Below are 24,205 nucleotides of genomic sequence, written 5' to 3'. Positions count from 1 at the left end.
CCCTACTCTGTTGCCGTGAACGAGATGCCCCGGGAGCACCGGCCGTCGAAGTCCGTGCGGGTCCTGCTCGCCGAGGACCAGGGAATGATGCGGGGCGCACTCGCCCTCCTGCTGGGCATGGAGGACGACTTGGAGGTCGTCGCCCAGGTCGGGAGGGGCGACGCGATCGTGGACGCCGCGCTGAACCACCGGCCCGACGTGGCCCTGCTGGACATCGAACTGCCCGGCATGAGCGGCCTCGACGCCGCCGCCGAACTGCGCGAACAGGCCCCGGACTGCCGGGTGTTGATCCTCACCACCTTCGGCCGCCCGGGCTACCTCCGCCGCGCCATGGAGGCGGGAGCCGCCGGCTTCCTGGTGAAGGACGGCCCCGTCGAGGACCTGGCCGCCGCGATCCGCCGCGTCCTGACCGGCGAAACGGTCATCGACCCCGCCCTCGCGGCCGCTGCGCTGAGCGCGGGCCCGAATCCACTCACGGCCCGCGAGTGCGACGTCCTCAAGGCGTCGGTGGACGGGGCGACGGTCTCCGACATCGCGACCAAGCTGCACCTGTCGGAGTCGACGGTGCGCAACTACCTGTCGTCGGCGATCGGCAAGACGGGGACGCGGAACCGGATGGAGGCGGTGCGGGAGGCTCGGCAGCAGGGGTGGTTGTAGCGGCAGCAGTTCAGACGGCGGGGGCTACCGCCCGACGGGCCTCCGTGGCAGCCAAGCCAGCATCAGCACCACACCCGCCACCAGCACCACCGCTCCGACCCGGAACACCAGCGCGTACCCCTCCGTCAGGGCCTCCGGCGTGAGCGCGTCGCCCGTGCGGGCCGCCGCGATCGTCGACATGATCGCGAGGCCGAGTGAACCGCCCATCGTGCGGGACGTGTTGATCAGGCCGGAGACCAGGCCGGCCTCGCCCGGGGCCGCTCCCGATGTGGCGAGGGCGGCGAGCGGGGTCGCCATCAGGCCCGCGCCGAGCATCATCAGGATGCCGGGGAACATGATCTCGGTCAGGTAGTTGCCCTCCGACGTCATCGCCGACTGCCAGCCGAAGCCGGCCGCCGCGATGACCGCGCCGAGCGCGGCCACGTGGCGCGCGCCGAGCAGCGGCATGAAGCGGGGCGCCGACTTGGAGCCGAGGAGCACCGCGAGCGAACTCGGCACCAGCGCGAGGCCGGCCTCCAGCGGGGAGTAGCCGAGGACGTTCTGCGCGTACAGCGTCATGAAGTACCACATGCAGAACATCGCGGACCCGCTGAGGAACATCGCCGCGTTCGCCGACGACACCGACCGCACCCGGAACAGCCCGAGCGGCATCAGCGGCGCCGCCGTACGCGATTCGACGAGCAGGAACAGCCCGATCAGCGCGAGCCCGGCGGCCAGCGGCACGAGCGTGGCGGCGGCGGTCCAACCCCGCGCCTCCGTCTGCGAGATGCCGTACGCCAGCGTCGCGAGTCCCGCCGTCACCAGCACCGCGCCCGGCAGGTCCAGCCGCCGCCCGCCGCCGTTGCGGCTCTCCACCAGCCAGCGCAGCGAACCGGCCAGCACCACCGCCCCGATCGGCACGTTGATCAGCAGCACCCAGCGCCACGACAACCCGTCCACCAGCGCCCCGCCGACGAGCCCGCCCGCGGCCCCGCCGCCCGCGCCGACCGCCGTCCACGTCGCTATCGCCCGCGCCCGCGCCGCGCCCTCGGGCACGGCGGAGGTCAGGATGGTGAGCGTCGACGGCGCGAGCACCGCCGCGCCCAAGCCCTGCACGGCCCGCGCCACCAGCAGCTGACCGCCCTCCTGCGCCAGCCCGCCGCCCAGCGAGGCCAGCGTGAACAAGGCGAGCCCCACCAGGAACATCCGCTTGCGCCCGTAGAGGTCGCCGGCCCGCCCGCCGAGCAGCATGAACCCGGCGAAGGCGATCGCGTAGGCGTTCACCACCCACTGCAGGCCCTGCGCGCTCAGCCCCAAATCCGTCCGCATCGACGGCAGCGCCACGTTGACGACCGACACATCGAGCACCACCAGGAACTGTCCGGCACAGGCGAGTGCCACGACCAGCCACGTGGGCGGCGCGCTACGACGGGATATCGGGGTGACGTCAGTGGCTTCGGCTTCCAGCATGCCTGTCATGCTCTCAACCCGGTTGCACCCCTTGCATCGGGATTTCGCCCGACGACGGCTTCGGCCGCGAGTCCTAGGCCCTTGTCCCTGGTGCTGTGGCGGGAACTCTCCCTATGCTGGCGCCCGCCTACGACGAGGGGGGCGCGGGGTGTACGGCAATCCGCTGTACCACTGGACGGGACTGGCCGCGGCGACGGCGGTCATCCTGCCGCTCTCGGTGGCGATGCTGGCAGGTTGGGTCCCGCCGTGGATGCGGAAGCGGAGGGCAGGGCTTCGGCTTCGCGCCTGCGGCTTCCTGTGCTTCTACGCCCTCTCCCTCCTCAACGCCGTCCCCCGCATCGCCGGCGCCTCCTACGCGACGGTCATGACCTGCATGAAAGCCGGCTGGGTCGTCCTCGCCCTTGCTGCCGTCCTGTTCCTGCTCGCGGAGCGCAGGGACAGCCGCGCCCGGGAAGCCGGCCCCGGCGGATCCGCTCGGTCGGCGGGTGATCATGGCTGATCGCGGCTGGTACGACGACAGCGACGCCCACGACGCAGTCCGGCAAGCCGATCGAGCCACCCGGCTCGGCTGGGCGGCGATCGCCGGCACCGCAGGAGCGCTCGGCTGCGCTCTGATCGCCGTGGCCGTCGTCTGCCTGGCTGCGATCCTCGCGTGCGCGTACGTCGTGGTGGCCATGGACTGATGGACAACCAGAGCCTCTAGGCCGCCGCCCGCACCACCGTCACCACCGCCGCCCCGCCCAGCCCGATGTTGTGCGCGAGCCCGACCCGGGCACCGGGTACCTGCCGCTCCCCCGCCTCGCCCCTCAACTGCCACACCAGCTCGGCGACTTGGGCGATCCCGGTCGCGCCCAGCGGATGCCCCTTGGAGATCAGCCCGCCGGACGGGTTGACCACCCAGCGCCCGCCGTACGTCGTCGCGCCCGACTCCACGAGCTTGCCGGACTCCCCCGCCGCGCACATGCCGAGCGCCTCGTAGGTCAGCAGCTCGTTGATCGAGAAGCAGTCGTGCAGTTCCACGACGTCCACGTCCTCGATCCCGAGCCCGGCCCGCTCGTAGACCTGCCGGGCCGCCTCCCGCGACATGGGCTGCCCTACGACGTCGATGCAGGAGCCGGAGGCGAAGGACTCCTCGGTGTCGGTCGTCATCGCCTGCGCGACGATCTCCACCGCCCCCGTCACACCCCGCCGCTCGGCGAACCGCTCCGAGACCACCACCGCGGCCGCCGCCCCGTCCGAGGTAGGCGAGCACTGGAGCTTGGTCAGCGGCCGGTGGACGGTGCGGGCCGCGAGGATGTCGGCGACCTCGTACACGTCCCGGAACTGGGCGTACGGGTTGTGCGCCGAGTGCCGGTGGTTCTTGGCGGCGACGGCGGCGAGCTGCGCCTCGGTCGTGCCGTACTTCTCCATGTGCTCACGGGCCGCGTCGCCGAAGATCTGCGCCGTGGGCGGCGTCATCTCGAAGCCGTGCCGGGCGGCCATCACGCCGTAGTGCCGCGCGACGGGGGATGTCGAGAAGTCCCCGCCCTCAGCCCCGCCCCCGAGCGCGCCCCTCTTCATCTTCTCGAAGCCCAGCGCCAGCACGCAGTCGGCCGCCCCGCCCTCGACCAGCTGCCGGGCGAGCATCAGAGCGGTCGAGCCGGTCGCGCAGTTGTTGTTGACGTTGTAGACGGGGACGCCGGTCAGACCGAGCTCGTAGGCGGCCCGCTGTCCGGCCGTCGAGGGCTGGAAGCAGTAGCCGGCAGCAACCTGTTCCACCTCGTCGTAGGAGATTCCCGCGTCGGCCAGGGCGGTGCCGCCGGCCTCCCGCACCATGTCCCAGTACTGCCACTCACGCGTCTCGGGCTTCTCGAATCGGGTCATGCCGACACCGGCGACGTAGGCCTTCATGGCGCGCAGAGTAGAACACGTTCCACCTACCCACCAGACCTGACCGGGGGTCAGATTCCCAACACAAGGTCAAGAAATGATTAGAGGCCCGAAGCAACGGAATAGTTGCCTATGCATACGAGGTTTACCCAGCACTTATCCAATGGGAGGCCTCACGCAATGACACACACGACGACTGAACAGCCCACCCGGAGAGCGAGCGGGACCGTCGTCCCGGTGCTCGCCTTCGCGGGCATCGTTGTCGCGGTGATGCAGACCCTGCTCGTCCCGGTCATCAAGGACCTGCCGCAGCTGCTGGACACCGCACCCAGCAACGCCACCTGGGTCCTGACGTCCACCCTGCTGTCGGGCGCCGTGGCCACCCCGATCATGGGCCGGCTCGGCGACCTGTACGGCAAGCGGCGCATGCTGATCCTCAGCCTCGCCGTGATGGTGGTCGGCGCCCTGGTCAGCGCGCTCACCAGCGACCTGCTCACGATGATCGCCGGCCGCACCCTCCAGGGCTTCGCCATGGGCGCGATCCCGCTCGGCATCGGCCTGATGCGCGACATGCTGCCCCGCGAGAAGCTCGGCTCGGCCATGGCCCTGATGAGCTCCTCCATCGGCGTCGGCGGCGGACTCGCGCTGCCGCTCGCGGCCCTGGTCGCCCAGCACGCCGACTGGCACGCGCTGTTCTACGGCGCCGCCGGCCTCGGCGTCCTCTCCATCCTCCTCACCCTCGCCGTCGTACCGGAGTCCCCGATGCGCGCCAAGGGCACCTTCGACGTGCTGGGCGCACTCGGCCTCTCCGCCGGCCTGGTCCTCTTCCTGCTGCCGATCACCAAGGGCAGCGACTGGGGCTGGACCTCGGGCACCACACTCGGCCTCTTCGGCGCCTCCGCCCTCGTCCTGCTCCTGTGGGGCCTGATGGAGCTGCGCAAGAAGGCCCCCCTGGTCGACCTGCGCACCACGGCCCGCCCGGCCGTCCTCTTCACCAACCTGGCCTCGATCATGGTCGGTGTCTCCTTCTACGTCGTCTCCCTCGTCCTCCCCCAGCTGCTCCAGCTCCCGAAGGCCACCGGCTACGGCCTCGGCCAGTCGATGGTCGTCGCCGGCCTGCTGGTCGCCCCGCTGGGCCTGACGATGATGGTCACGGCGCCGGTCTACGCCCGGCTGTCCGCGCGGTACGGCCCGAAGGTCACCCTCATCCTCGGCATGCTGATCATCGGCATCGGCTACGGCGCCGGTCTCGGCCTGATGAGCGCGCCCTGGCAGAGCGCCGTCATCGCCGTGATCCTGGGTGCGGGCATCGGCCTCGCGTACTCCTCGCTGCCCGCGCTGATCGTCGGCGCGGTGCCGGCGTCGGAGACGGGTGCGGCGAACGGTCTCAACACCCTGATGCGATCGATCGGTACGTCGGTGTCGAGTGCCGTCATCGGCATGGTGCTGGCGAACACCGCGCACAACGTGGGCGGCGTCGCGATCCCGACCATGCACGGGTTCCATGTCTCCTTCCTGATCGCCACCGGTGCGGTTGCCGTGGGCCTGCTGATAGCCGTGTTCCTGCCGAAGCCGAACCGTGCGCCTCAGCTGCGGGTCAGCAGCGAGGAGGAGGCGGGCATCGCTCGCGCCGAGGAGGTTCTGCGGGGCTTCCGCGGGCGGGTCCTGGACGCCGGGGGTTCGCCGGTGGCTCGCGCCAAGGTCACACTGATCGACCGGCGGGGGCGGCAGGCCGGGGCGACGCTCTCCGAGGAGGACGGCAGCTATGTGCTGGCCGTGCCGACCGAGGGAGCGTATGTGCTGGCCGCACGGGCGGCGGGGCATGGGCCGTTGGCCTCTGCTGCGACGCACCCCGGTGCGGAGCGGGCTGTGGACCTGGATCTGTCCTTGCCTGGGGAGTCGGTGACGGCGTAACGCCCAGTGCGGTGCGCGGGGGCGTCCGTCGGCGGGCTGCGGGATCGTTGTGGCTGGTCGCGCGGTTCCCCGCGCCCCTAAAAGCAAAACCAAACAGCTCACTGCCCGCACCCCCGGTCGAATCCTCGGCCGGGGGTGCGGCAGCATGGGGCCGCAGACGTACGACGTACGACCGGAAGGACCCTCCATGGCCGCGGCCGCACCCAAGCCCGAGATCCTGGCCGCGTTCGAGGCGGCGAAGGGGTTCATGCCCGCGGACGAGGGACTGGCGCTGTACGCGGCGGCCGTCGAGGCGGGCGGGCTCGGGCTGCCGCTGCTGGAGGTCGGGACGTACTGCGGCCGCTCCACGATCCTGCTCGCCGATGCCGCCAGTGAGGCCGGGGTCATGGCGCTGACCGTCGACCACCATCGCGGGAGCGAGGAGCAGCAGCCCGGGTGGGACTACCACGACCCGGAGACCGTCGACCCCGAGATCGGGCTGATGGACACGCTGCCGACCTTCCGGCGGACGCTGCACAAGGCCGGGCTGGAGGAGCACGTGGTCGCGCTGGTCGGGCGTTCGCCGCAGGTCGCGTCGGTCTGGGGCTCCCCGCTGGGGCTGGTCTTCATCGACGGCGGCCACACCGATGAGCACGCCAACGCCGACTACGAGGGCTGGGCCCCGCACGTCGCCGAGGGCGGCCTCCTCCTCATCCACGACGTCTTCCCGAACCCCGAGGACGAGTTCACGGGGCAGGCGCCGTACCGCGTCTACCTCCGGGCCCTTCAGTCCGGAGCCTTCACAGAGATCTCGGTGACCGACTCGCTGCGCGTCCTGCGGCGCACCGGCGTAGGGATCTGAGGGCCCTCTACGGGAGGCGTTCGGCGTCGAATCCGAGTTCAGCTGAGTCCCTTGTCGCGGTTGCGCGCACACGGACAGCGCAACGCCCCGTCGTCCGGGTTGGACGTGAGGATGCGCATGGACCTGTCGCGGGTCAAAGTGGCGGCAGGGCCTCCGTAACGCCCGTAGTCGTCTGCCTGTCCGACGACGGCGGCCAGGGCCGAGCTGATCGAGCGGCGGCCGGAGGAGTCGGGCCATCACAAGGGAGGAACCATGGCTGTTCGTACTTACGTCTCGACGACTGTGCGGAACGACCGTCTCGACGAGGTTCTTCACGCACTGGAGAACGTGGATCCGGACGCGATCGTGTCATCCGTCACCCGCTCGGGCGCTCCCGACGACCCGGCCGGGGCATCGCTGTCGCTGGCTGGTGACAAGTGTGACGCGGTGAAGGAGCAGCTCACAGCATTTCCAGATCTGGAGTATGACGTTGGCGTGAGGCACGTCGAGGACTGATCCAGACACGTAGACCGTCCCCGTCCTCGAGGTCCGAGATAGCACCGCGGTGTGCGTCAGCCGGTGTTCGCCGCGCGTCGAGGCGGGGGCGTTCAGACTGCCGTTGCCGGAGGCTGCCGCACAGGCCGGACTGACTCACTGCGCGTCCTGCGGCGAACCGGCGCCGGGATCTGGGGCCCGGTCTCAGTCACAGACGGACCCCTACGACCGCCCGGGCGCAACAACGCCGCCTGACGTGCGATCGTGTGGCCATGAGCAACGACTACGACCGCATTCGCAACGGCATCGAGTTCATGACCGCCTACGTCTCCGGAAATGAGCTGCTCACGCAATACGTGGTCGAGCGGCGGCGCGAGGATCCCGAGGCGGTGGAGACGCTCATGGACGGCGCAGCCGCCCTCTGTGCCCTTCTGCTGCACAAGATGGCGCGCGAGACCGGCAAGAGCGAGCACGAACTGCTGCAAGAGCTGGCCACGGTCTCCTACCGTCGCGAGCAGCAGGCCGACGATTGATTCCGGTGGCGCGGTTGCCCGAACGCCTCCAGGCACCGGGTGCCGTCCGCGGCACGCTGCATCGACCGTCCGTGGCCCCTATGGACAACTTGGACGCCCGCTAGGGTGGCAGACGTGTCGTACGTAGGCCCGGACTTCGATCCTCCCCAGCCCCGCCGCCCCCGCCGCGGTCCCCTGACCGTCGCGATCGCCGCGCTCGTACCCGGCGCGCTGCTCGGATGGCTCGTGTACGAAGCCGTGGGCGGAACGGGGGGTGGAGGCGGCGACGACAAGGCGACGGTGCAGACCTCCGCGTCCGCGCCTGCGTCCACGTCGGCGGCGGCCAGCGCGCCCGGCTCCGCCACCACCGACGACGACAAGCAGCCGAGTTCGCCGGCCACCCACTCCTCGCCCAGTTCCTCGGCGCCCGCCGCGACCGGCTCCCTCAAGGGCAAGGTCGTCGTCATCGACCCCGGGCACAACCCCGGCAACTTCCAGCACACGGCGGAGATCAACCGCCAGGTCGACATCGGCACGAACCGCAAGGAGTGCGACACCACGGGCACGTCCACCAACGCGGGCTACACGGAAGCCCAGTTCACGCTGGACGTCTCCCACCGGCTGAAGACGCTGCTCGAGAAGCAGGGCGCCACGGTGAAGCTCACCCACGACAACGGCTCCCCCGCTTGGGGACCTTGTGTGGACGGGCGGGCCGCGATCGGCAACAAGGCCCACGCCGACGCCGCGATCTCCATCCACGCGGACGGCTCCGCCGCCGGCAACCGCGGCTTCCACGTGATCCTTCCCGGGTTCGTGGACGCGGGCGCGGCGGACACCCGCAAGATCGTCGGCCCCTCGGCCGAACTCGGCCAGCGCATCGCCGGCAACTTCGTGCACGCGACGGGCAGTGCGCCCTCCAACTACATCGGCGACGGCACCGGTCTCGTCACGCGTAAGGACCTGGGCGGTCTCAATCTGTCAACAGTTCCCAAGGTCTTCATCGAGTGCGGCAACATGCGCGATAGCAAGGACGCGGCGCTACTCACGAGTGGCACATGGCGCCAGAAGGCGGCGCAAGGGATCTCTGATGGAATCGTGAGTTTCCTGCACGCTTCGTGATAGGCGGGCTGATCCCGGCGGACACCCTGGTCGGGGGACGATAGTGTCTACCGACGACGAGACGACCTACGAAGGACCTGAAGTGAATATCCGCTCCCTCACTCGAGGCGACGGCGTGGTGATCGGAGCAGCGGTGTTGCTGTTCATCGCGTCGTTCCTCGACAACTACTCGTACAACGGCGTGCCCGACAGCGTCGATCTCCCAAATCTGTGGGAGAGCGGACCGGTTCTGCTCAGTGTCGTCCTGGCAGGCATCATCGCGGCCGCGCTCATCGTTGTGTCCCGCGGTCTGCCGCAGCCGCGCAAGGTGGCGGGTCTCGAACTCGGCGCGTTCGGCGTCGCCTTCGCGATCTTCGCCGCGTGGAGTGCCCTCGGCAACGTCTTCGACCCGGCGGGCGGCGCGGACAACATCGGCAGTTCCAATGACGGGCCGAGCGCCGGTACGGGTCTGATCCTGGCTCTCGTCGCCACCATCGTCATGGCTGCAGCCGCCGTTGCCACCCCCTTGGTCCCCGCCCTCCAGGCGGCCCTCCTCCCGGCTCCCAAGCCGGCCGCCCCGCAGCCTCCCTACGGCGCCCAGCCCCCCGGTGGCTACGGCTACCCCGGTGCCCAGCAGCCGCAGTTCGGCGGGCAGCCGCAGCCCGGGCAGCCCTACGGGGCCCAGCCGCAGGCGGGAGCACCTCAGCCGGGTCAGCCGCACGCGGGCGCGCCCCAGCCGGGCCAGCCGCAGCCGACCGGTGGGGACTTCTCGCCGTTCTGGTTCGCGGTGCCCGTCGCGCGGCCGCTGTTCGCCGAGGACGGGTCGCCCACGCCGATCGCCGAACTGGCGCCCGGCACCTGGTACCTGGCCGTCGAGCAGCGTGGTCCGGGTCTGGTCGCGCAGACGCAGGACGGCCGTCGCGGCGTGCTGCAGGACACGTCCGGCATCCAGCGCGGCTGAGCCGACCCGCAACACTCCGCACGGCCCCTCGCCCTTCCGGGCGGGGGGCCGTTGTCGTACAGTCGCAGCTCACAGCCACGTAGCTGACTGACCGTCAGATAATGGAGGCCTCATGCGACTCGGTCTCGCCCTCGGCTACTGGGGCCGCGGCCCCTCCGCGGACCATGTGCCGCTCGCGCAGGAGGCCGAGCGGCTCGGGTACGACTCGGTGTGGACCGCCGAGTCGTGGGGGTCGGACGTCTTCACGCCGCTGACCTGGATCGCGGCGCAGACCTCAAGGATCAAGCTGGGTACGGCAGTCGCGCAGATGGCGGCCCGGTCGCCGACGACCACCGCGATGCACGCGCTGACGCTGGACCATCTCTCCGGCGGGCGGATGATGCTCGGACTGGGGCTGTCGGGACCGCAGGTGGTGGAGGGGTGGTACGGGCGGCCGTTCCCCAAGTCACCACTGACTGCTACGCGGGAGTACGTCGACGTCGTACGGCAGGTGTTGCGACGGGAGGCGCCGGTGGAGCTGGACGGGCGGTTCCACTCGCATCCGTATCGGGGCCAGGACGGGACCGGGCTCGGCAAAGCGCTCAAACCCATCACACACCCCTTGCGCCCCGAACTCCCCGTCCTCCTCGGCGCGGAGGGGCCCAAGAACGTCGAGCAGACGACCCGAATCGCCGACGGCTGGCTCCCGCTGTACTGGTCGCCGACGCGGCCCGACGTCTACGGACCGGCCATCGCCGACCTTCGGCCCGGGTTCATCGTCGCCCCCCTCGTCCGCGTCCAGGTCTGCGACGACGTCACGGAGGGGCTGCTGCCCGTCAAGACCATGCTCGGCTTCTACATCGGCGGCATGGGGCACGCCTCCCGCAACTTCCACGCCGACCTCATGGCACGCATGGGCTACGAGGAGCAGGCGCGGCGCATTCAGCAACTGTTCCTGGAGGGCCGGCGCGAGGAGGCCGTGCTCGCCGTACCGGACGCCTTCGCCGACGAGATCTCACTGGTCGGGCCGCGCGAACGGATCGCTGAGCGGCTGGAGTTGTGGCGCAAGGGTCCGGTGACCGACCTGCTCGCGCTGTCCCCGGACCGGGAGTCGCTGCGCGTGCTGGCCGAGCTCAACTCCTAGACCGCTGACCTGCAGATCGCACGCACGTTTCAACCACTCGGGTTTGCCCCACGTTTCGGCGGCAACCCGTTAGGCATGTCCCCCAGATATCGCGGTGCGAATCAGGCCGGAACGGTCATCGCTGTCGTCGCCGACATCATGGCCCTGATCCTGGGCCTGTGGATCCTGATGTACCTGCTGGACGCGAACCGCGCGAACGAGTTCGTGCAGTTCATCCACAACGCGGCTCTGTGGCTGGCGGGTTGGTCGCACGACCTGTTCACGTTCGACGCGGCATGGGCCCGAGTGGTCGCCGGCTACGGTCTCGCAGCCGTCGTCTACCTCTTCATCGGCCATGCCATCGCCAACCGCGTCCACCGTCACTGAGGACGCGAAGGCAACCCCTTTATCCATCGCCGCCGAGGGCTCAGCAGCAGTCCGGGTCGAGCCCTCGCGGCAGACTCTCTCCTCCGAACACCGTGCATGTCGCCTCGTGGCCCCCGAGGGCCGCGACCGCGAGGAGGAGGGAGCCGGCGGTCCACGTGGTCAGCTCCTGGGGCCAGACCGCCTCGTCCTCGAAGACGTAACCCGTCCAGTACAGGCCGGTGTCCGCATCGCGCAGGTGCTGGATCGACTTCAGAATGTCCAGCGCGTGGTCGGACTCGCCCATCGCCCACAGAGCGAGGGCGAGTTCGGCCGATTCTCCGCCCGTGACCCACGGGTTGGGGACCACGCAGCGCACACCGAGGCCGGGGACGACGAAGCGCTCCCAGCCCTCCTCGATACGGGACTTGGCCTCCGCGTCCGTCAACGCGCCGCCCAGGACCGGGTAGTACCAGTCCATCGAGTAGCGGTCCTTGTCGAGGAACCGCTCGGGGTGGCGGCGGATGGCGTGCCGCAGGGCTCCGAGCGCCAACTCCCAGTCGGGCTGCGGCTCTTCACGCTGTTCGGCGATGGCGAGCGCGCAGCGCAGCGCGTGGTGGATGGACGAGGAGCCGGTGAGCAGCGCGTCGGTGGTGAAGGTGCCGTCGTCCTCGCCCTTCCAGCCGATCTGCCCGCCGGGCTGCTGGAGTCCCAGGACGTACTCGATCGCCGCGTAGACGGCCGGCCACATGCGGTCCAGGAAGGTGTCGTCGCCGGTCGACAGGTAGTGGTGCCACACGCCGACCGCGATGTAGGCGACGAAGTTGGTCTCCCGGCCGCGGTCGGTGACGTCCGCGAAGTCCCCGTCGGCGTAGGCCGCGTACCAGGAGCCGTCGGCGTTCTGGTGCCGTGCGAGCCACTCGTAGGCCCGCTCGGCGGCGTCGTGTTCGCCCGCCGCGTCGAGCGCCATCGCGGCCTCGGTGTGGTCCCACGGGTCCAGGTGGTGTCCGCGGAACCAGGGGATCGCGCCGTCCTCCCGCTGCACGGCGAGGATGCCCTGCACGGTGGCGGCGGCCTGCCCGGCGGTGAGGACCCCGGGCAGGACGAGGTGTTCTGTCCGGGGAGTGGTCACCGGGCGTCCACCGACGGCAGGTGCGGCTTGGTCGCGTAGGCCACGAAGCTCTTGCCGATCAGCGGGTTCAGCGCCTGCTCGGCGACCCGGGTCGCCAGCGGCTTCTTCATGATGTCCCAGACCAGCAGCTTGTGGTACGCCTTCACCGGCAGCGCCTGGTCGTTGTCGACGCCGAACGCGCACTTCAGCCACCAGTACGGCGAGTGCAGCGCGTGCGCGTGGTGCGTGCCGTACGGCTTGAGGCCCGCCTCGCGGATCTTGGCGATCAGTTCGTCCGCCTTGTAGATGCGGATGTGGCCGCCCTCGACCTCGTGGTAGGCGTCGGACAGGGCCCAGCAGACCTTCTCGGGGCCGTAGCGCGGGACGGTGATGGCGATCCGGCCGCCGGGCTTCAACACCCGTACCATCTCGGCGAGTACGCCCTTGTCGTCCGGGATGTGCTCCATGACCTCGGAGATGATGACGACGTCGAACGAGTCGTCGGGGAAGGGCAGGGCGAGGGCGTCGCCCTCCATGGCTGTGGCGCTCGCGCCCTCGGGTGCCTCGCCGGCCTCCTTCATCGCCGCGAACCACTTGGCGACCTCGCGGATCTCCTCGGCGTTCTGGTCCAGCGCCACGACCTGCGCTCCGCGCCGGTAGCACTCGAACGCGTGCCGTCCCGCCCCGCAGCCGAGGTCCAGGACGCGATCGCCCGGGGCGAGCGGGAACCGGGAGAAGTCGACGGTCAGCACGTGGCCCTGCTTTCGGGGTTGGATGCGGCTGGTTCTGGTGCGGGCGTCGCCCTGCCGGTCTCGGGGGTTCGGGGGGCCGCGGAGCGGCCGGGGGATGTGCCGGCGATGGGGGTCCCCCCGCGCGAGCGAAGCCGAGCGTGGGGGACGGCCATGGCGTCGCGGTAGTGGGACACCGTGCCCTGTGCGGCGCGGGCCCAGGTGAAGCGGGCCAGTACCCGCTCACGGCCGGCCCGGCCGAGGCGCACCCTCAGTTCGCGGTCGCCGAGCAGCCGGTTCAGCGCCACCGCGAGCTCCCCCGCGTCCCCTGGCCGCACCGCGAGGCACGTCTCGCCGTCGGGCCCGGCGACCTCCGGGATCGCGCCGCCGGTCGTGGCGACGAGGGGCGTGCCGGTGGCCATCGCCTCGGCCGCCGGGAGGGAGAAACCCTCGTAGAGGGAGGGGACGCAGGCGACCTCGGCGGAGCGGACCAGGTCGACCAGTTCGGCGTCCGAGATGCCCTTGACGAACTCGACGGCGCCTTCGAGGCCGTAGCGCTCGATGGCCTGGGCGACCGGGCCCTCGGTGGGGCGCTTGCCGACGACGACGAGGTGGGCGTAGGCATGCTCAGTGCGGACCTTGGCCAGCGCCTCGACGAGGAAGACCAGTCCCTTGAGCGGTACGTCCGCGCTGGACGTCGTCACGATCCGGCCCGGTACGACGGGCACGGACGGGTCGGGCGAGAACAGGTCGGTGTCCGCGCCGATGTGCACCACGTGGATGCGGTCGTCGCGCACGCCCAGGTGGTCGACGATCTCGGCGCGGGAGGTGCCCGAGACGGTGAGGACCGAGGGCAGGCGGCGCGCGACGCGCTTCTGCATGCGGGTGAAGGCGTACCAGCGCCGCTTGGACAGCTTCTGCATGCGGCCCTGCGCCGCGTCGAGCTCCAACTGGCGGTCGACGGTGATGGGGTGGTGGATCGTGGTCACCAGGGGTGCGCCGACGTCGCCCAACAGGCCGTAGCCGAGGGTCTGGTTGTCGTGCACGACGTCGAACTCGCCGCGCCGGGAGCGCAGATGGCGGCGGGCGCGCAGGGAGAAGGTCAGCGGTTCGGGGAAGCCGCCGGTCCACATCGTCGCCACTTCGAGGGCGTCGATCCAGTCGCGGTACTCGTCGCGCCCCGGAGTGCGGAAGGGGTCGGGCGAGCGGTAGAGGTCGAGGCTGGGCAGCTCGGTGAGGGTGAGGCGGTCCGCGTACTCCGCGCCCTCGTCGAGGACCGGGTAGGGCTGGGAGCCGATGACCTCGACGCGGTGCCCGAGGCGGGCCAGCTCGCGTGAGAGGTGGCGGACGTAGACGCCCTGACCGCCGCAGAACGGGTTCCCTTTATAGGTGAGGAGCGCGATGTGGAGCGGTCGCTCGCCGTCCGCGGCGGGGTCCTCCTGGAGCCCTGCCGGACTGGCCTCAGCGGTCACTCTGGGCCCCCTTCTGCATGCACTGTCCCGCGAGATTACGCCGGGACGCTAATCTAGAACAAGTTTCAGACTTGATCGTCCAGGAGGCTCCGAATCTACCGGCAGGTAGGGGCGCTGTGAGCAGTGGATCAGGTGATTCGCGCCACGGCGGACGCCCTGTCATGCTCGGTGTGATCACCAGCCCTCACCGACTGTCACGGATCGGGACCCATCCCGCGGAAACCAAGGTGGCCAAGGTGGAAACCAGTACCTCGCAGCCGGCCTCCCCGCCCCTCACGGAGCGGCAGGAGGCGCGTCGCCGGCGCATCCTGCACGCGAGCGCGCAGCTGGCCAGCCGGGGCGGTTTCGACGCGGTGCAGATGCGTGAGGTCGCGGAGTCCTCGCAGGTCGCCCTGGGCACGCTGTACCGGTACTTCCCGTCGAAGATCCATCTGCTGGTGGCCACCATGCAGGACCAGCTGGAGCACATGCACGGCACGCTGCGCAAGAAACCGCCGACGGGTGACACGGCGGCCGAGCGCGTCGCGGAGACCCTGATGCGGGCCTTCCGCGCGCTGCAGCGCGAGCCGCACCTGGCCGACGCGATGGTCCGTGCGCTCACCTTCGCCGACCGCAGCGTCTCGCCGGAGGTCGACCAGGTCTCCCGCCAGACCACGGTGATCATCCTGGACGCGATGGGCCTGGAGAACCCCACCCCCGAGCAGCTCTCCGCGGTCCGCGTCATCGAGCACACCTGGCACTCGGCCCTGATCACCTGGCTCTCGGGCCGCGCCTCGATCGCCCAGGTCAAGATCGACATCGAGACGGTGTGCCGGCTGATCGATCTGACGGAGGTCGGCGGAACAGGCGCCCCCGAGGCGCACGCGTGACGTCCGAAGGGACCCGAGGTGTCCGAGGTGCCCGTGTGACACACGGCTGAAATTGCCTGGCGGGGCCTCCCGGCCGGGCCGGACAATCGCTCCATGTCGATCATCCACCGCACCATCGTGACGCCCACCAAGCTGGAACTCCTCCACACCTGGCTGCCCACCCGCCCCTGGTACCGCGGCTCCGCCGCACCGGAGCTGGCGAAGGCCGGCGGGTTTCGGCTGGATGACCCCGAGGGGCAGGTCGGGATCGAGTTCATGGTCGTCGGGGAAGCGTCGTCGGGGGCGTACCTGGTGCCGCTGACCTACCGCGGCGCCCCGCTCGAGGGCGCCGAGCACGCGCTCGTCGGCACCATGGAGCACGGTGTGCTCGGTCCGCGCTGGGCCTACGACGGCTGTCACGACCCCGTGCTGACCGCCCAGTTGCTCGCCCTCGTCGAGGGACGCGCCCCCGCGCACGCGCAGAGCATCAGCGACACCCTCGACCGGGAGGTCGTCCGTTCCTACGCCGGTGAGGGACCGATCGGCGCGCTCGGCGCACCCCAGGACACCGCGGAAGCAACCGACTTCGCCGTGGCGGGCGGCCTGACGCTGCGGCTGCACCGCGTGCTGACGCCGGTGCAGGGCGACGCACCGCCGCAGGGCGCCGTCGGTCATGTCTCCGGCGTGTGGGAGCACACCGACGGCACCCGCGTCAGGGGCCTGGTCGCCAGTCTCCAAGCCGGCTAGGGCCGATGGGGTGGTCTGGCGGATCCGCGCCGGCGCCCGGTGGCGGGAGATGCCCGAGCGGTTCGGTGCCGGCAGACCGTCTACCAGCTGTTTGCAAGGTTGGCGGGACGCGGGTGTCTTCGAGGTCCTGCGCCGGCCTCCTACCAGCTCATTGATCACCACCGAGTGTCGCTCGGGAACGCCCCGTGCTTCTCCCGCGTCCCACCTGATGTCGGCTCACGTGGGCCGGCGGAGCCTGGGGGGCATGCACACATGCGGCATCGGATCGGCCGGCGGCGTACTCGTAACGGCGTCCTCGCGGTGGCGCTGGCCCTGGTCGCGCTGGCCGGCGTGGCAGGCTGCGGCGGCGGCAGCAAGCCGCCACACAAGGGCCAGGCGGCGGAGCTGTTCAAGTGGGACGTGAACGACACCGCGGCGATGCGCAAGCTGCCCCCCGACGTCGTCAGCGCCCTTTACGCCCTCAACACGGACGCCACCGGCATCGCCTACGGCTCCGACGGGCGACTGCGCGTCATGACCGCCTACCTGCTGCGGTTCGACGCCGACCGCACGATACACGCCACCGACATCAGCGGAGGCAGGTCGGTGGACTGGGAGAACCACGGCCTGGTCGCCGAGCCTGGTGGGACCTTCCTCACCGCCCGCGGCACCGACGTCCTGCGGTGGCGGCCCGACGGCACGTCCCAGGTGGTGGCCGCCTTCGCGGCGAAAGACCGCAAGGTGGGCACCACGGTGCCGGCCTCCGCGCCGGTCGGTACCGTCCACGCCGGCTACAACGCCCCGTGGCTCGCGGGCGTCCGTCCCGACGGCTCCCTCGTGCTCGTCGACACCGACGTCCTGTGGTCCCTCAAGGACGGCCGGCTGACCCGCCTCCTCCAACTGCCCGCCACGGGCGACAAGGAGGTCGCCAACACGCTGATGGAGGACGCCGCCGTGAACCGGTCGGGCACGGTATGGACGGCGTCCGGCCCCTTCCACGCCCAGACACTCGCCGGCCTGCGCACCGTCGCCCCCGACGGCACCGTCAGCCGCCCGGCACTGCCCGCGAGAGCCGAGGGCGTGTCCGAGAAGCTGGCCTCACTGCAGGTGAATTGGCTCACCGATGACGGCGCCGACGGCGTCTACGCCCACGTCTACAGCCCTGGCACCGAGTACGTCCTCCATGTGCGCCCCGGCAGCGCACGAGCCGTCGCCAAGGCCACCCCGTCCTCGAACCGCTGCACGATGCCCCACCACCCGGTGGACGCCATGTCGATGTCGTGCACGATCCCCGAGGAGCTCACCTACCACGCAGGCCACCTGGTAGCGGCGGGCGACGCGGACTACGTACTGACCCTGCCGCTCGCCTAGAGCTGTTCGGGGTTCGGATCATGTGGTTGAAGCTCCTCACCTCAACCACATGATCCGAGGCCGAACAACTCCTAGTCCTCCGGCGGGAAGACCGGCTCCCCGCTGCCCAGCACGGTGATCGCGATCGCCTCGACCGGGCAGTTCTCCGCGGCGTCCAGGATGCGTTCGTTGGCGTCGGTCTCCGGTTCCACGGGGTGGGACTGCATGGCGGAGTCGAGGCGGAAGGCGCCCTCGGCGCGGTGGGTGCACTGGGCCGAGCCGATGCAGAGGGAGCGGTCGACCTCGACGTGCCAGCGGTCACCCATGGCGTTCATCCCTCCCAGCCGGCCGGCAGGTGGATCATCTTGTGTTCGAGGTACTCGCCGTAGCCCTCGGGGCCGAACTCCCGCCCCAGGCCGGAGTCCTTGTAGCCGCCGAAGGGGCCGAGCATGTCCAGGCTGAACGTGTTCACCGAGTACGTGCCGGTACGGACCTGGCGTGCCACGTCGATGCCGCGGGCGACGTCCGCCGTCCACACGCTGCCGCTCAGCCCGTAGTCGGAGTCGTTCGCGATCTTCACGGCCTCGGACTCGTCGCCGTAGGGGAGAAGGCAGATGACGGGGCCGAAGATCTCCTCGCGGGCGATGCGCATCGAGTTGTCGACGCCGCCGAAGAGGGTCGGCTCGACGTACCAGCCGCGCTCCAGGCCCGGCGGACGGCCGCCGCCGGTGAGGATCTTGGCGCCCTCCTCCTGGCCGATGCGGATGTAGTCGAGGTTGCGCTGCTGCTGCCGCCTGGCGACCAGAGGGCCGACCTGGGTCGCCGTGTCCAGCGGGTCGCCGACCACGAGCGCGCCCGCGGCGGCGGCGAAGGCGTCGGCGAACTCGTCGTAGCGCGAGCGGGGTACGAGGATGCGGGTCTGGGCCACGCACGCCTGTCCGTTGTTCATCCACGCGGCCGGGACGACCCCCGCAACGGTGGCCTCCACGTCCGCGTCGGGCAGCACGACCGCCGCCGACTTGCCGCCCAACTCCAGTGTCACGCGCGTGAGATGACGGGCGGCGACCTCCATCACGCGCTTGCCCGCCGCCACCGACCCGGTGAAGGAGACCTTGTCGACGCCCGGGTGCCCGACCAGGTACTCGCTCACCTCGCGGTCGGCGGGCAGGACGGACAGCACGCCCTCCGGCAGCCCGGCCTCGCGTGCGATCTCCGCGAGGATGTAGGCGTCCAGCGGCGACTCGGGCGACGGTTTGAGGATCGCCGTGCAGCCGGTCAGCAGCGCGGGCGCGAGCTTGGCGGCGGCCACGAACTGCGGGACGTTCCACGGCACGACGGCCGCCACCACCCCCACCGGTTCGCGGCGCACCAGGATCTTCCCCAGCACGCCGTCGCGGGGCTCCTCGTAGGTGTAGTTCCGGGCGACGGTGATCGCCGCGTCCCAGACCATCATCGCGCCGAGCGCCTGGGCGAGGACGCTCCAGGAGTAGGGCGAGCCGTTCTCGGAGGAGATGACGCGAGCGATCTCCTCGTGTCGTACGGCGATCGCGTCCTTGATCCGGGTGACGACCTCGATCCGCTCCTCCAGCGGCATCCGCGGCCAGGGCCCGTCGTCGAAGGCGCGCCGCGCGGCCTCGACCGCCCGGTCCACGTCCGCCGCCGAGGCGTGCGGGACCCGCCCGATGACCTCCTCCGTGTGCGGGGAGATCACCTCGATGACGTCCTTGCCGAGGGGATCGGTCAACACCCCGCCGATGAACAGCTGTCCGTGTTCCACGAGCTCGGTCATGACCGACTGCCTCCCCGGAGCTGGCTCTGACGGTTCATCAGATACGGGAACTGATACCAGTTCCCCTCGGAGGAGTCCACAGAGGAGGAGTCCACAGCGCAGCGAAAGGTGACTTGGGCTCCCATTGGAACTGGTTCTAGTTATAGTGACGGGAACGCGGCGACAGGGGAACCCATGGCACAGGTCACCGACCACGGCGGAGGCGTACGGTCCGTCCAGGTACCCATCCCGGACAACCCCCTCGGGCACACGCTCGTGTACGTCGTCGACACCGACCGCGGCCCGGTCCTCATCGACACCGGATGGGACGACCCGGATTCGTGGCAGACCCTCGCGGAGGGGCTGGCCGCCTGCGGCACCTCCGCCGGCGAGATCCACGGCGTCGTGATCACCCACCACCACCCCGACCACCACGGCCTGTCCGGCAAGGTGCGAGAGGCGTCCGGCGCCTGGATCGCCATGCACGCCGCGGACACCGCGATCGTGCGGCGCACCCGCGACACCAGGCCCGGCCGCTGGTTCTCCTACATGGCCGCCAAACTCACCGCCGCCGGCGCCCCCGAGGAGCACGTGGCGCCCCTGCGCGACGCCGCCCCCCGCCCCGCCCTCCCGGGCCTCTCCCCCGCCCTGCCCGACCGCGAGATCGTCCCCGGCGAACTCCTCGACCTCCCGGGCAGGCGACTGCGCGCCATCTGGACCCCGGGCCACACACCCGGCCACGTCTGCCTGCACCTGGAGGAGGAGCACCCCGCCCAGCCGCACGGCCAACTCCCGGGCCACGGACGCCTGTTCTCCGGCGACCACCTGCTCCCCGAGATCACCCCCCACATCGGCCTGTACGAGGACCCCGACGACGCCACCGTCACCGACCCCCTCGGCGACTACCTCGACTCCCTCGAACGCATCGGCCGCCTCGCCCCTGCCGAGGTGCTCCCCGCCCACCAGCACACCTTCCCCGACGCGGCGGCACGCGTACGGGAGTTGCTCGACCACCACGAGGAACGGCTCACCGGTCTGCAGGCCCTGCTGGTCGAACCGCTCACGCCCTGGCAGCTCGCCGAGCGCATGGAGTGGAACCGCCCCTGGGCCCAAATCCCCTACGGATCAAGGAACATCGCCGTCTCGGAGGCCGAGGCGCACCTGCGCCGGCTGGTGAAGCTGGGGCGGGCGGAGGCGGTGGCGGGCAGTGATCCGGTGGCGTACCTGGCCGTCGGGCACGTATGAATACGTACCTATGGAGCCCTTGGAGCGACTGCTCGCCGAACGTGCCTGTGAACGCCTGATCCTCGACTTCGTCCACCGCCTCGATCTGGGCGAACCCGCCTCCGTGGCCGAGCTGTTCACCGAGGACGGTGTGTGGGCATGGCCGGCTCCGGGGGACGGACGGCGCGTCGAGGGCCGGGACGCGCTGCGCACGTACTTCGGATCCCGCCCCGCCGACCGTCTGTCCCGCCGCACGATGTCCAACGTCCTCGTGACGGTGACCTCCGCGGACACGGCCTCGGCCACCTCGTACTTCACCACCTACCGCGTCGACGGACACAGCGGCGGCATGCTGCCGGCCGGGCCGCCCTTCCAGGTCGGCCACTACGAGGACACCTTCCGCCGCAGCCACGACGGCAGTTGGCTGCTCGCCACCCGCACGCTCGTCCTGCCCTTCGGCGGCGGTCCCGTGCGTGTGCGGACGGACGCCGCCCCCTTCATCCCGTTTCCCGACGGCACCGAGCCGCCGCTCTCCCAGGGGGTGCGCACCGGCCCGTACCTGTTCACCTCCGGGCAGGGCCCGCTGGACCCGGCGACCGGTGACATGCCGGCCGACTTCGCCGCGCAGACGCAGCAGGTCCTCGCCAACGTCGAGGCCGTCGTCGCGGCGGCCGGCGGCGACCGGCACTCGATCGTCCGCTGCACCTGCTACCTGGCCGACCACGCCCACTTCGGCGACTTCAACCGCGTCTACCGCGACTTCTTCGCCGACTCCTCACCGCTGCCGGCCCGTACGACGGTGGTGGTGCGGCCGGTGCGTGAAGGGGTGCTGGTGGAGGTGGACGCGGTGGCCGTGGTGGGGTGAGCGGCACGGTCGGCCCGGGCACCGATACCGGGGTTCACCGCCAGTACGACCTGACCAACTCCTCCGCCTGCCCGAGGAGTTCGACCTCCCGGCGGCTCGTCATCACGTCGGCCGCACGCCGGCGCCGGGCCTCCGTCAGCCCGGCCTCGGTGAGGTGGGCGGGGTCGGCCAGCAGCGCGTCCAGCAGCTCGCGGGCGGGAGCGGCGATCGGCTCGTCGCCGACGGCGACCTGCGCGAGGATGACGGCCGACATGCCCCAGTCCAGACCGGGGTCGCCCTCCTCGGTGTTGCTCCAGTCGATCACGCGCGGCCCGTCGGGCGTGAGCATCACGTTGTCCGGGTGCAGGTCCAGATGCAGGATGCGGCGATCGGCCGACCGGCGGCCGGGAATGGCGTGCAACTGCCGCAGCAGCCGGCCGAGCACCTCCCCGGCCTCGGCCGCACCGATGAGCCCGGCGCCGTACGCCTCCAGCATCGTCGGCCCGTGCAACCGCTCCATCACCAGCTCCGTCGGCGTCGACTCGGCGAGCCGGACACCGGGCACGGGATAGCCGTACGCGCGCACATGCTCCATCACGGCCCCCTCGGCGACCGCGTCCCCCCACCCCTCCCGGCTCCGCCTCAGCACCCACGCTCCGTCGATCTCGTACACGTCGTTGACGCGCCCCGAGCCGAGCAGTCTCCCCGTGATCCCCATGGGCTGAAAACTACCCACGTGGCCGCAGCTACGTCGCCGGGCCGGGGCGAAGGGTCAAACACCGCCGGTCAGGGCGTAGTCGAGGCCCTCGTCGTACGACATCGCCGTGCCCTCCTCGTACGCCTGCTCGTAGACCTCGTCCCCGAGGCGCTCGCGCAGGGTGCGCTCGCGGGCGCGGCGGGCGGCGATCTGCTGGGGCGAGTCCATCTGGGCGCGCCCGAGGAGTTCCCAGATGCGCTGGCTGACGCCCTGGACGCGGGCCGCGAACCGGCCGTCACCGCCCGTCGCCTCGGCCTGGGCCAGGATGTCGAGGGTGAAGGCCAGGCCGAGCGTGTTGTGCAGGGACCGGTGTCCGGCCAGCGCGTCGCGGCAGTTGCGGCGCGCCGCGTCGGTGTCGCCGCGGGCGACGTCCAGTTGGGCGATGATCGCGTCGATGAAGGACCTCGACCAGCGTTCACCGCACTGCACACTGCTCGCCCTCGTCGCCCGCGCCGCCTCGCGTGCCTTGTCGAGGTCCCCGCTGTACAGGTGGCTGTAGGTCACTCCCAGGCTGTTCATCACGAGTGCGGCCCCCCGCCAGTCCATCCCGACGAGCACCCGGGGGTTCGGCGCCAGGGCGTCGACCGCCTCGGGCAGCCGGCCGACGAGGGCCAGATACCCGCCGGTGAGGTAGGCGGAGGCCCGGATCATTGCGGGGTCGCCGAGTTCGCGCGCCACGTCGGTGCACCGCACCCCCCAGTCGCGCACCACGTCCAGGTCGCCCTGGTTCATCGCCACCGCCCCGCGCGACCACTGTGCCAGCACGAGATCCGGCCCCGCCGGGTGCTCCTCCGCCAGCACCCGGTCCAGACACAGCTGCGCGTCGCGCGGCATTCCGCAGTTGCGCCACAGGAAGCCGACGCTGCCCGCCACCTCCAGCGCGACCGGGCTGCCCGGCTCGGCCAGCGCGCAGTCCACCGCGGCCCGGAGGTTGGCGTGTTCGGCGACGACGCGGTCGCACCAGGCCACCTGCCGGCTCGTGTTCCAGTCGGAGCACGCCTCCCGGGCGAACCGCCGGTAGTGGTCACGGTGGCGCAGCCGCAGGGCCTCCTCCTCCCCCAGCTCACGCAGCCAGCCGGCGCCGTACTCGCGGATGGTGTCCAGGAGCCGGAAGCGGTCCGGGTCGGCGGGATCGCGCAGCACGATCGACTGCTGCACCAGCCGCAGCAGCAGGCCCCGGACCTGGTCGGCGCCCAGCGGCCCACCCGCGCACACCCAGGTGGCGGCGCCGGTGGTGAACGTACCCGCGAAGACCGACAGCCTGGCCCACAGCAACCGCTCCAGCGGCACGCACAGTTCGTGGCTCCAGCCGATGGTGGTGCGCAGCGTCCAGTGGCGCGGCGGGCCCTCGCCGTCGCACTCCTCCGTCTCGAGGAGTTCGAAGCGGGAGCGCAGGCGGTCGGTGAGCAGGGCATGGAGCGCGCCCAGGCTGTGGGTGGCCAGCCGGGCGGCGGCGAGTTCGAGCGCGAGCGGGATGCCGTCGAGGGCGCGGCAGACGTCACCCACCTCGCGGCGGGTCCGCTCGTCGAGCGCGAAGCCGGGGTCGACGCGCGCGGCGCACTGCGCGAACAGCGTCTCGGCGTCGGCCTGTTGATCGCCGTCCGGATCGCCGACGGGCAGCGGTTCGACCGCAAGGAGCCGTTCCCCCGGCAACCCGAGCAGTTCCCGGCTGGTGGCGAGGACGCGCAGCGCCGGCGCGGCGATCAGCAGATCGGCGACGAGGTCCGCGCATTCCGCCAGCAGGTGCTCGCAGGAGTCGAGGACGAGCAGCAGTTGTTTGTCCTGCGCCCATGCGCACAGCGCGTCCGTCACCGGGCCGGTCGACTGGTCGGCGAGCCGCAGCGCCTCCATCACGGCCAGCGGCACCTGCCCCGGGGCGCGCAGCGCGGACAGCTCCACCAGCCACACGCCGTCGGCATACGCCTTCGACGCCCGCTCGGCCGCCCGCAGCGCGAGCCGCGTCTTGCCGACCCCGCCGACCCCGAGGAGGGTCAGCAGGCGCCCGTCCCCACCGGGACCCAACTCATCCTCCAGATGGTCGAGTTCGTCCAGTCTGCCGACGAAAACACGGGCGTCGGCGGGCAGGTTCCCGGGCCTGGGCACAACGTTCTTCCGAGACACGCGCACCAGTGTCGCC

25 protein-coding genes and 1 pseudogene are annotated in these 24,205 nt (G+C 71.1%); 17 read left to right on the top strand and 9 right to left on the bottom strand.

The features are described 5' to 3' along the window. Nucleotides 1-24: 24 nt before the first annotated feature. Nucleotides 25-657 carry a response regulator gene (locus ACIBN2_RS12830; RefSeq protein WP_399134635.1) on the top strand — a complete coding sequence of 211 codons (633 nt, stop codon included), beginning with the start codon at nucleotides 25-27 and terminating at the stop codon, nucleotides 655-657. A 24-nt stretch (nucleotides 658-681) separates the two neighbouring features. On the opposite strand, the gene ACIBN2_RS12825 is transcribed toward ACIBN2_RS12830, so the two are convergent. Then, nucleotides 682-2,106 (bottom strand): DHA2 family efflux MFS transporter permease subunit, encoded by a 1,425-nt coding sequence (locus tag ACIBN2_RS12825; RefSeq protein ID WP_399134343.1) that lies wholly within the window; start codon nucleotides 2,104-2,106, stop codon nucleotides 682-684. 148 nt (nucleotides 2,107-2,254) lie between these two features. Here ACIBN2_RS12825 and ACIBN2_RS12820 point away from each other — a divergent pair, with 148 nt between their 5' ends. Together ACIBN2_RS12820 and ACIBN2_RS12815 are read left to right on the top strand one after the other, a co-directional pair. Continuing rightward, complete coding sequence (locus tag ACIBN2_RS12820) at nucleotides 2,255-2,605, top strand: hypothetical protein (protein ID WP_399134342.1); 351 nt, start codon at nucleotides 2,255-2,257, stop codon at nucleotides 2,603-2,605. Continuing rightward, complete coding sequence (locus ACIBN2_RS12815; protein WP_399134341.1) at nucleotides 2,598-2,789, top strand: hypothetical protein; 192 nt, start codon at nucleotides 2,598-2,600, stop codon at nucleotides 2,787-2,789. The genes ACIBN2_RS12820 and ACIBN2_RS12815 overlap by 8 nt, the downstream gene beginning before the upstream one ends. A gap of 16 nt (nucleotides 2,790-2,805) precedes the next feature. Here ACIBN2_RS12815 and ACIBN2_RS12810 read toward each other — a convergent pair whose 3' ends face one another. Then, nucleotides 2,806-3,996: a lipid-transfer protein gene (locus ACIBN2_RS12810; protein WP_399134340.1), complete on the bottom strand. Its 1,191-nt coding sequence runs from the start codon at nucleotides 3,994-3,996 to the stop codon at nucleotides 2,806-2,808. Nucleotides 3,997-4,155: 159 nt separating this feature from the next. Here ACIBN2_RS12810 and ACIBN2_RS12805 point away from each other — a divergent pair, with 159 nt between their 5' ends. The 8 genes from ACIBN2_RS12805 (at nucleotide 4,156) to ACIBN2_RS12770 (ending at nucleotide 11,264) form a co-directional block, all read left to right on the top strand. Further along, on the top strand, nucleotides 4,156-5,889 hold the full coding sequence (locus ACIBN2_RS12805) for an MFS transporter (protein WP_399134339.1): 1,734 nt from the start codon (nucleotides 4,156-4,158) through the stop codon (nucleotides 5,887-5,889). 145 nt (nucleotides 5,890-6,034) lie between these two features. Continuing rightward, entirely contained in the window at nucleotides 6,035-6,730 is a 696-nt protein-coding gene (locus tag ACIBN2_RS12800) for a class I SAM-dependent methyltransferase (RefSeq protein ID WP_399134338.1), read from the top strand. A gap of 252 nt (nucleotides 6,731-6,982) precedes the next feature. Next, on the top strand, nucleotides 6,983-7,225 hold the full coding sequence (locus tag ACIBN2_RS12795; protein ID WP_399134337.1) for a hypothetical protein: 243 nt from the start codon (nucleotides 6,983-6,985) through the stop codon (nucleotides 7,223-7,225). Between the two features lie 251 nt (nucleotides 7,226-7,476). Continuing rightward, nucleotides 7,477-7,737, top strand: a complete 261-nt coding sequence (locus ACIBN2_RS12790; RefSeq protein WP_399134336.1) for a hypothetical protein — start codon at nucleotides 7,477-7,479, stop codon at nucleotides 7,735-7,737. A 114-nt stretch (nucleotides 7,738-7,851) separates the two neighbouring features. Beyond that, nucleotides 7,852-8,835, top strand: a complete 984-nt coding sequence (locus ACIBN2_RS12785) for an N-acetylmuramoyl-L-alanine amidase (protein WP_399134335.1) — start codon at nucleotides 7,852-7,854, stop codon at nucleotides 8,833-8,835. Nucleotides 8,836-8,917: 82 nt separating this feature from the next. Continuing rightward, nucleotides 8,918-9,775, top strand: a complete 858-nt coding sequence (locus ACIBN2_RS12780; protein ID WP_399134334.1) for a hypothetical protein — start codon at nucleotides 8,918-8,920, stop codon at nucleotides 9,773-9,775. Between the two features lie 112 nt (nucleotides 9,776-9,887). Beyond that, nucleotides 9,888-10,898, top strand: coding sequence for an LLM class F420-dependent oxidoreductase (locus ACIBN2_RS12775; protein WP_399134333.1), 1,011 nt, complete (start codon nucleotides 9,888-9,890; stop codon nucleotides 10,896-10,898). A 75-nt stretch (nucleotides 10,899-10,973) separates the two neighbouring features. Continuing rightward, nucleotides 10,974-11,264: a hypothetical protein gene (locus tag ACIBN2_RS12770; RefSeq protein WP_393869881.1), complete on the top strand. Its 291-nt coding sequence runs from the start codon at nucleotides 10,974-10,976 to the stop codon at nucleotides 11,262-11,264. A 40-nt stretch (nucleotides 11,265-11,304) separates the two neighbouring features. On the opposite strand, the gene ACIBN2_RS12765 is transcribed toward ACIBN2_RS12770, so the two are convergent. Genes ACIBN2_RS12765 through ACIBN2_RS12755 form a run of 3 tightly spaced genes read right to left on the bottom strand, consistent with a single transcriptional unit; the run spans nucleotide 11,305 to nucleotide 14,551 of the window. Then, nucleotides 11,305-12,372, bottom strand: coding sequence for a prenyltransferase/squalene oxidase repeat-containing protein (locus ACIBN2_RS12765; RefSeq protein ID WP_399134332.1), 1,068 nt, complete (start codon nucleotides 12,370-12,372; stop codon nucleotides 11,305-11,307). Continuing rightward, on the bottom strand, nucleotides 12,369-13,103 hold the full coding sequence (locus tag ACIBN2_RS12760; RefSeq protein WP_399134331.1) for a class I SAM-dependent methyltransferase: 735 nt from the start codon (nucleotides 13,101-13,103) through the stop codon (nucleotides 12,369-12,371). The genes ACIBN2_RS12765 and ACIBN2_RS12760 overlap by 4 nt, the downstream gene beginning before the upstream one ends. After that, nucleotides 13,097-14,551 (bottom strand): glycosyltransferase family 4 protein, encoded by a 1,455-nt coding sequence (locus ACIBN2_RS12755; RefSeq protein WP_399134330.1) that lies wholly within the window; start codon nucleotides 14,549-14,551, stop codon nucleotides 13,097-13,099. The genes ACIBN2_RS12760 and ACIBN2_RS12755 overlap by 7 nt, the downstream gene beginning before the upstream one ends. A 161-nt stretch (nucleotides 14,552-14,712) precedes the next feature. Here ACIBN2_RS12755 and ACIBN2_RS12750 point away from each other — a divergent pair, with 161 nt between their 5' ends. The 3 genes from ACIBN2_RS12750 to ACIBN2_RS12740 all read left to right on the top strand — a co-directional run bounded on the left by ACIBN2_RS12750 (nucleotide 14,713) and on the right by ACIBN2_RS12740 (nucleotide 17,496). Then, the gene (locus tag ACIBN2_RS12750) at nucleotides 14,713-15,420 is read left to right on the top strand and encodes a TetR family transcriptional regulator (protein WP_399134329.1); all 708 of its coding nucleotides are present in this window, start codon (nucleotides 14,713-14,715) and stop codon (nucleotides 15,418-15,420) included. 93 nt (nucleotides 15,421-15,513) lie between these two features. Further along, nucleotides 15,514-16,146, top strand: a complete 633-nt coding sequence (locus tag ACIBN2_RS12745) for a 1,4-alpha-glucan branching protein (RefSeq protein WP_399134328.1) — start codon at nucleotides 15,514-15,516, stop codon at nucleotides 16,144-16,146. A 252-nt stretch (nucleotides 16,147-16,398) separates the two neighbouring features. Beyond that, a complete protein-coding gene (locus ACIBN2_RS12740) occupies nucleotides 16,399-17,496 on the top strand; it encodes a hypothetical protein (protein WP_399134327.1) in 1,098 nt (365 codons plus the stop codon). Between the two features lie 71 nt (nucleotides 17,497-17,567). Here the strand turns inward: ACIBN2_RS12740 and ACIBN2_RS12735 are convergent, their stop codons facing one another. Together ACIBN2_RS12735 and ACIBN2_RS12730 are read right to left on the bottom strand one after the other, a co-directional pair. Further along, on the bottom strand, nucleotides 17,568-17,801 hold the full coding sequence (locus tag ACIBN2_RS12735; protein ID WP_399134326.1) for a ferredoxin: 234 nt from the start codon (nucleotides 17,799-17,801) through the stop codon (nucleotides 17,568-17,570). Nucleotides 17,802-17,806: 5 nt separating this feature from the next. Continuing rightward, complete coding sequence (locus tag ACIBN2_RS12730; RefSeq protein ID WP_399134325.1) at nucleotides 17,807-19,264, bottom strand: aldehyde dehydrogenase; 1,458 nt, start codon at nucleotides 19,262-19,264, stop codon at nucleotides 17,807-17,809. Nucleotides 19,265-19,438: 174 nt separating this feature from the next. Here ACIBN2_RS12730 and ACIBN2_RS12725 point away from each other — a divergent pair, with 174 nt between their 5' ends. The 3 genes and pseudogenes from ACIBN2_RS12725 to ACIBN2_RS12715 all read left to right on the top strand — a co-directional run bounded on the left by ACIBN2_RS12725 (nucleotide 19,439) and on the right by ACIBN2_RS12715 (nucleotide 21,332). Further along, on the top strand, nucleotides 19,439-20,488 hold the full coding sequence (locus tag ACIBN2_RS12725; protein ID WP_399134324.1) for an MBL fold metallo-hydrolase: 1,050 nt from the start codon (nucleotides 19,439-19,441) through the stop codon (nucleotides 20,486-20,488). A 10-nt stretch (nucleotides 20,489-20,498) separates the two neighbouring features. Further along, a pseudogene (locus tag ACIBN2_RS12720) lies at nucleotides 20,499-20,930 on the top strand (nuclear transport factor 2 family protein); the annotation flags it as partial. Nucleotides 20,931-20,936: 6 nt separating this feature from the next. Next, on the top strand, nucleotides 20,937-21,332 hold the full coding sequence (locus tag ACIBN2_RS12715) for a RidA family protein (RefSeq protein ID WP_399134634.1): 396 nt from the start codon (nucleotides 20,937-20,939) through the stop codon (nucleotides 21,330-21,332). A 34-nt stretch (nucleotides 21,333-21,366) separates the two neighbouring features. Here the strand turns inward: ACIBN2_RS12715 and ACIBN2_RS12710 are convergent, their stop codons facing one another. Beyond that, complete coding sequence (locus tag ACIBN2_RS12710; RefSeq protein WP_399134323.1) at nucleotides 21,367-22,029, bottom strand: phosphotransferase; 663 nt, start codon at nucleotides 22,027-22,029, stop codon at nucleotides 21,367-21,369. A 54-nt stretch (nucleotides 22,030-22,083) separates the two neighbouring features. Then, nucleotides 22,084-24,189, bottom strand: coding sequence for an ATP-binding protein (locus ACIBN2_RS12705; RefSeq protein WP_399134322.1), 2,106 nt, complete (start codon nucleotides 24,187-24,189; stop codon nucleotides 22,084-22,086). Between the last annotated feature and the right edge of the window lie 16 nt (nucleotides 24,190-24,205).

The organism is Streptomyces sp. NPDC050534 (genome assembly GCF_044457745.1).
In the GTDB taxonomy this organism is placed as follows: domain Bacteria; phylum Actinomycetota; class Actinomycetes; order Streptomycetales; family Streptomycetaceae; genus Streptomyces.
Note: the sequence above shows the minus strand (reverse complement) of the source record. Positions and strands in the feature narration are given on the sequence as shown.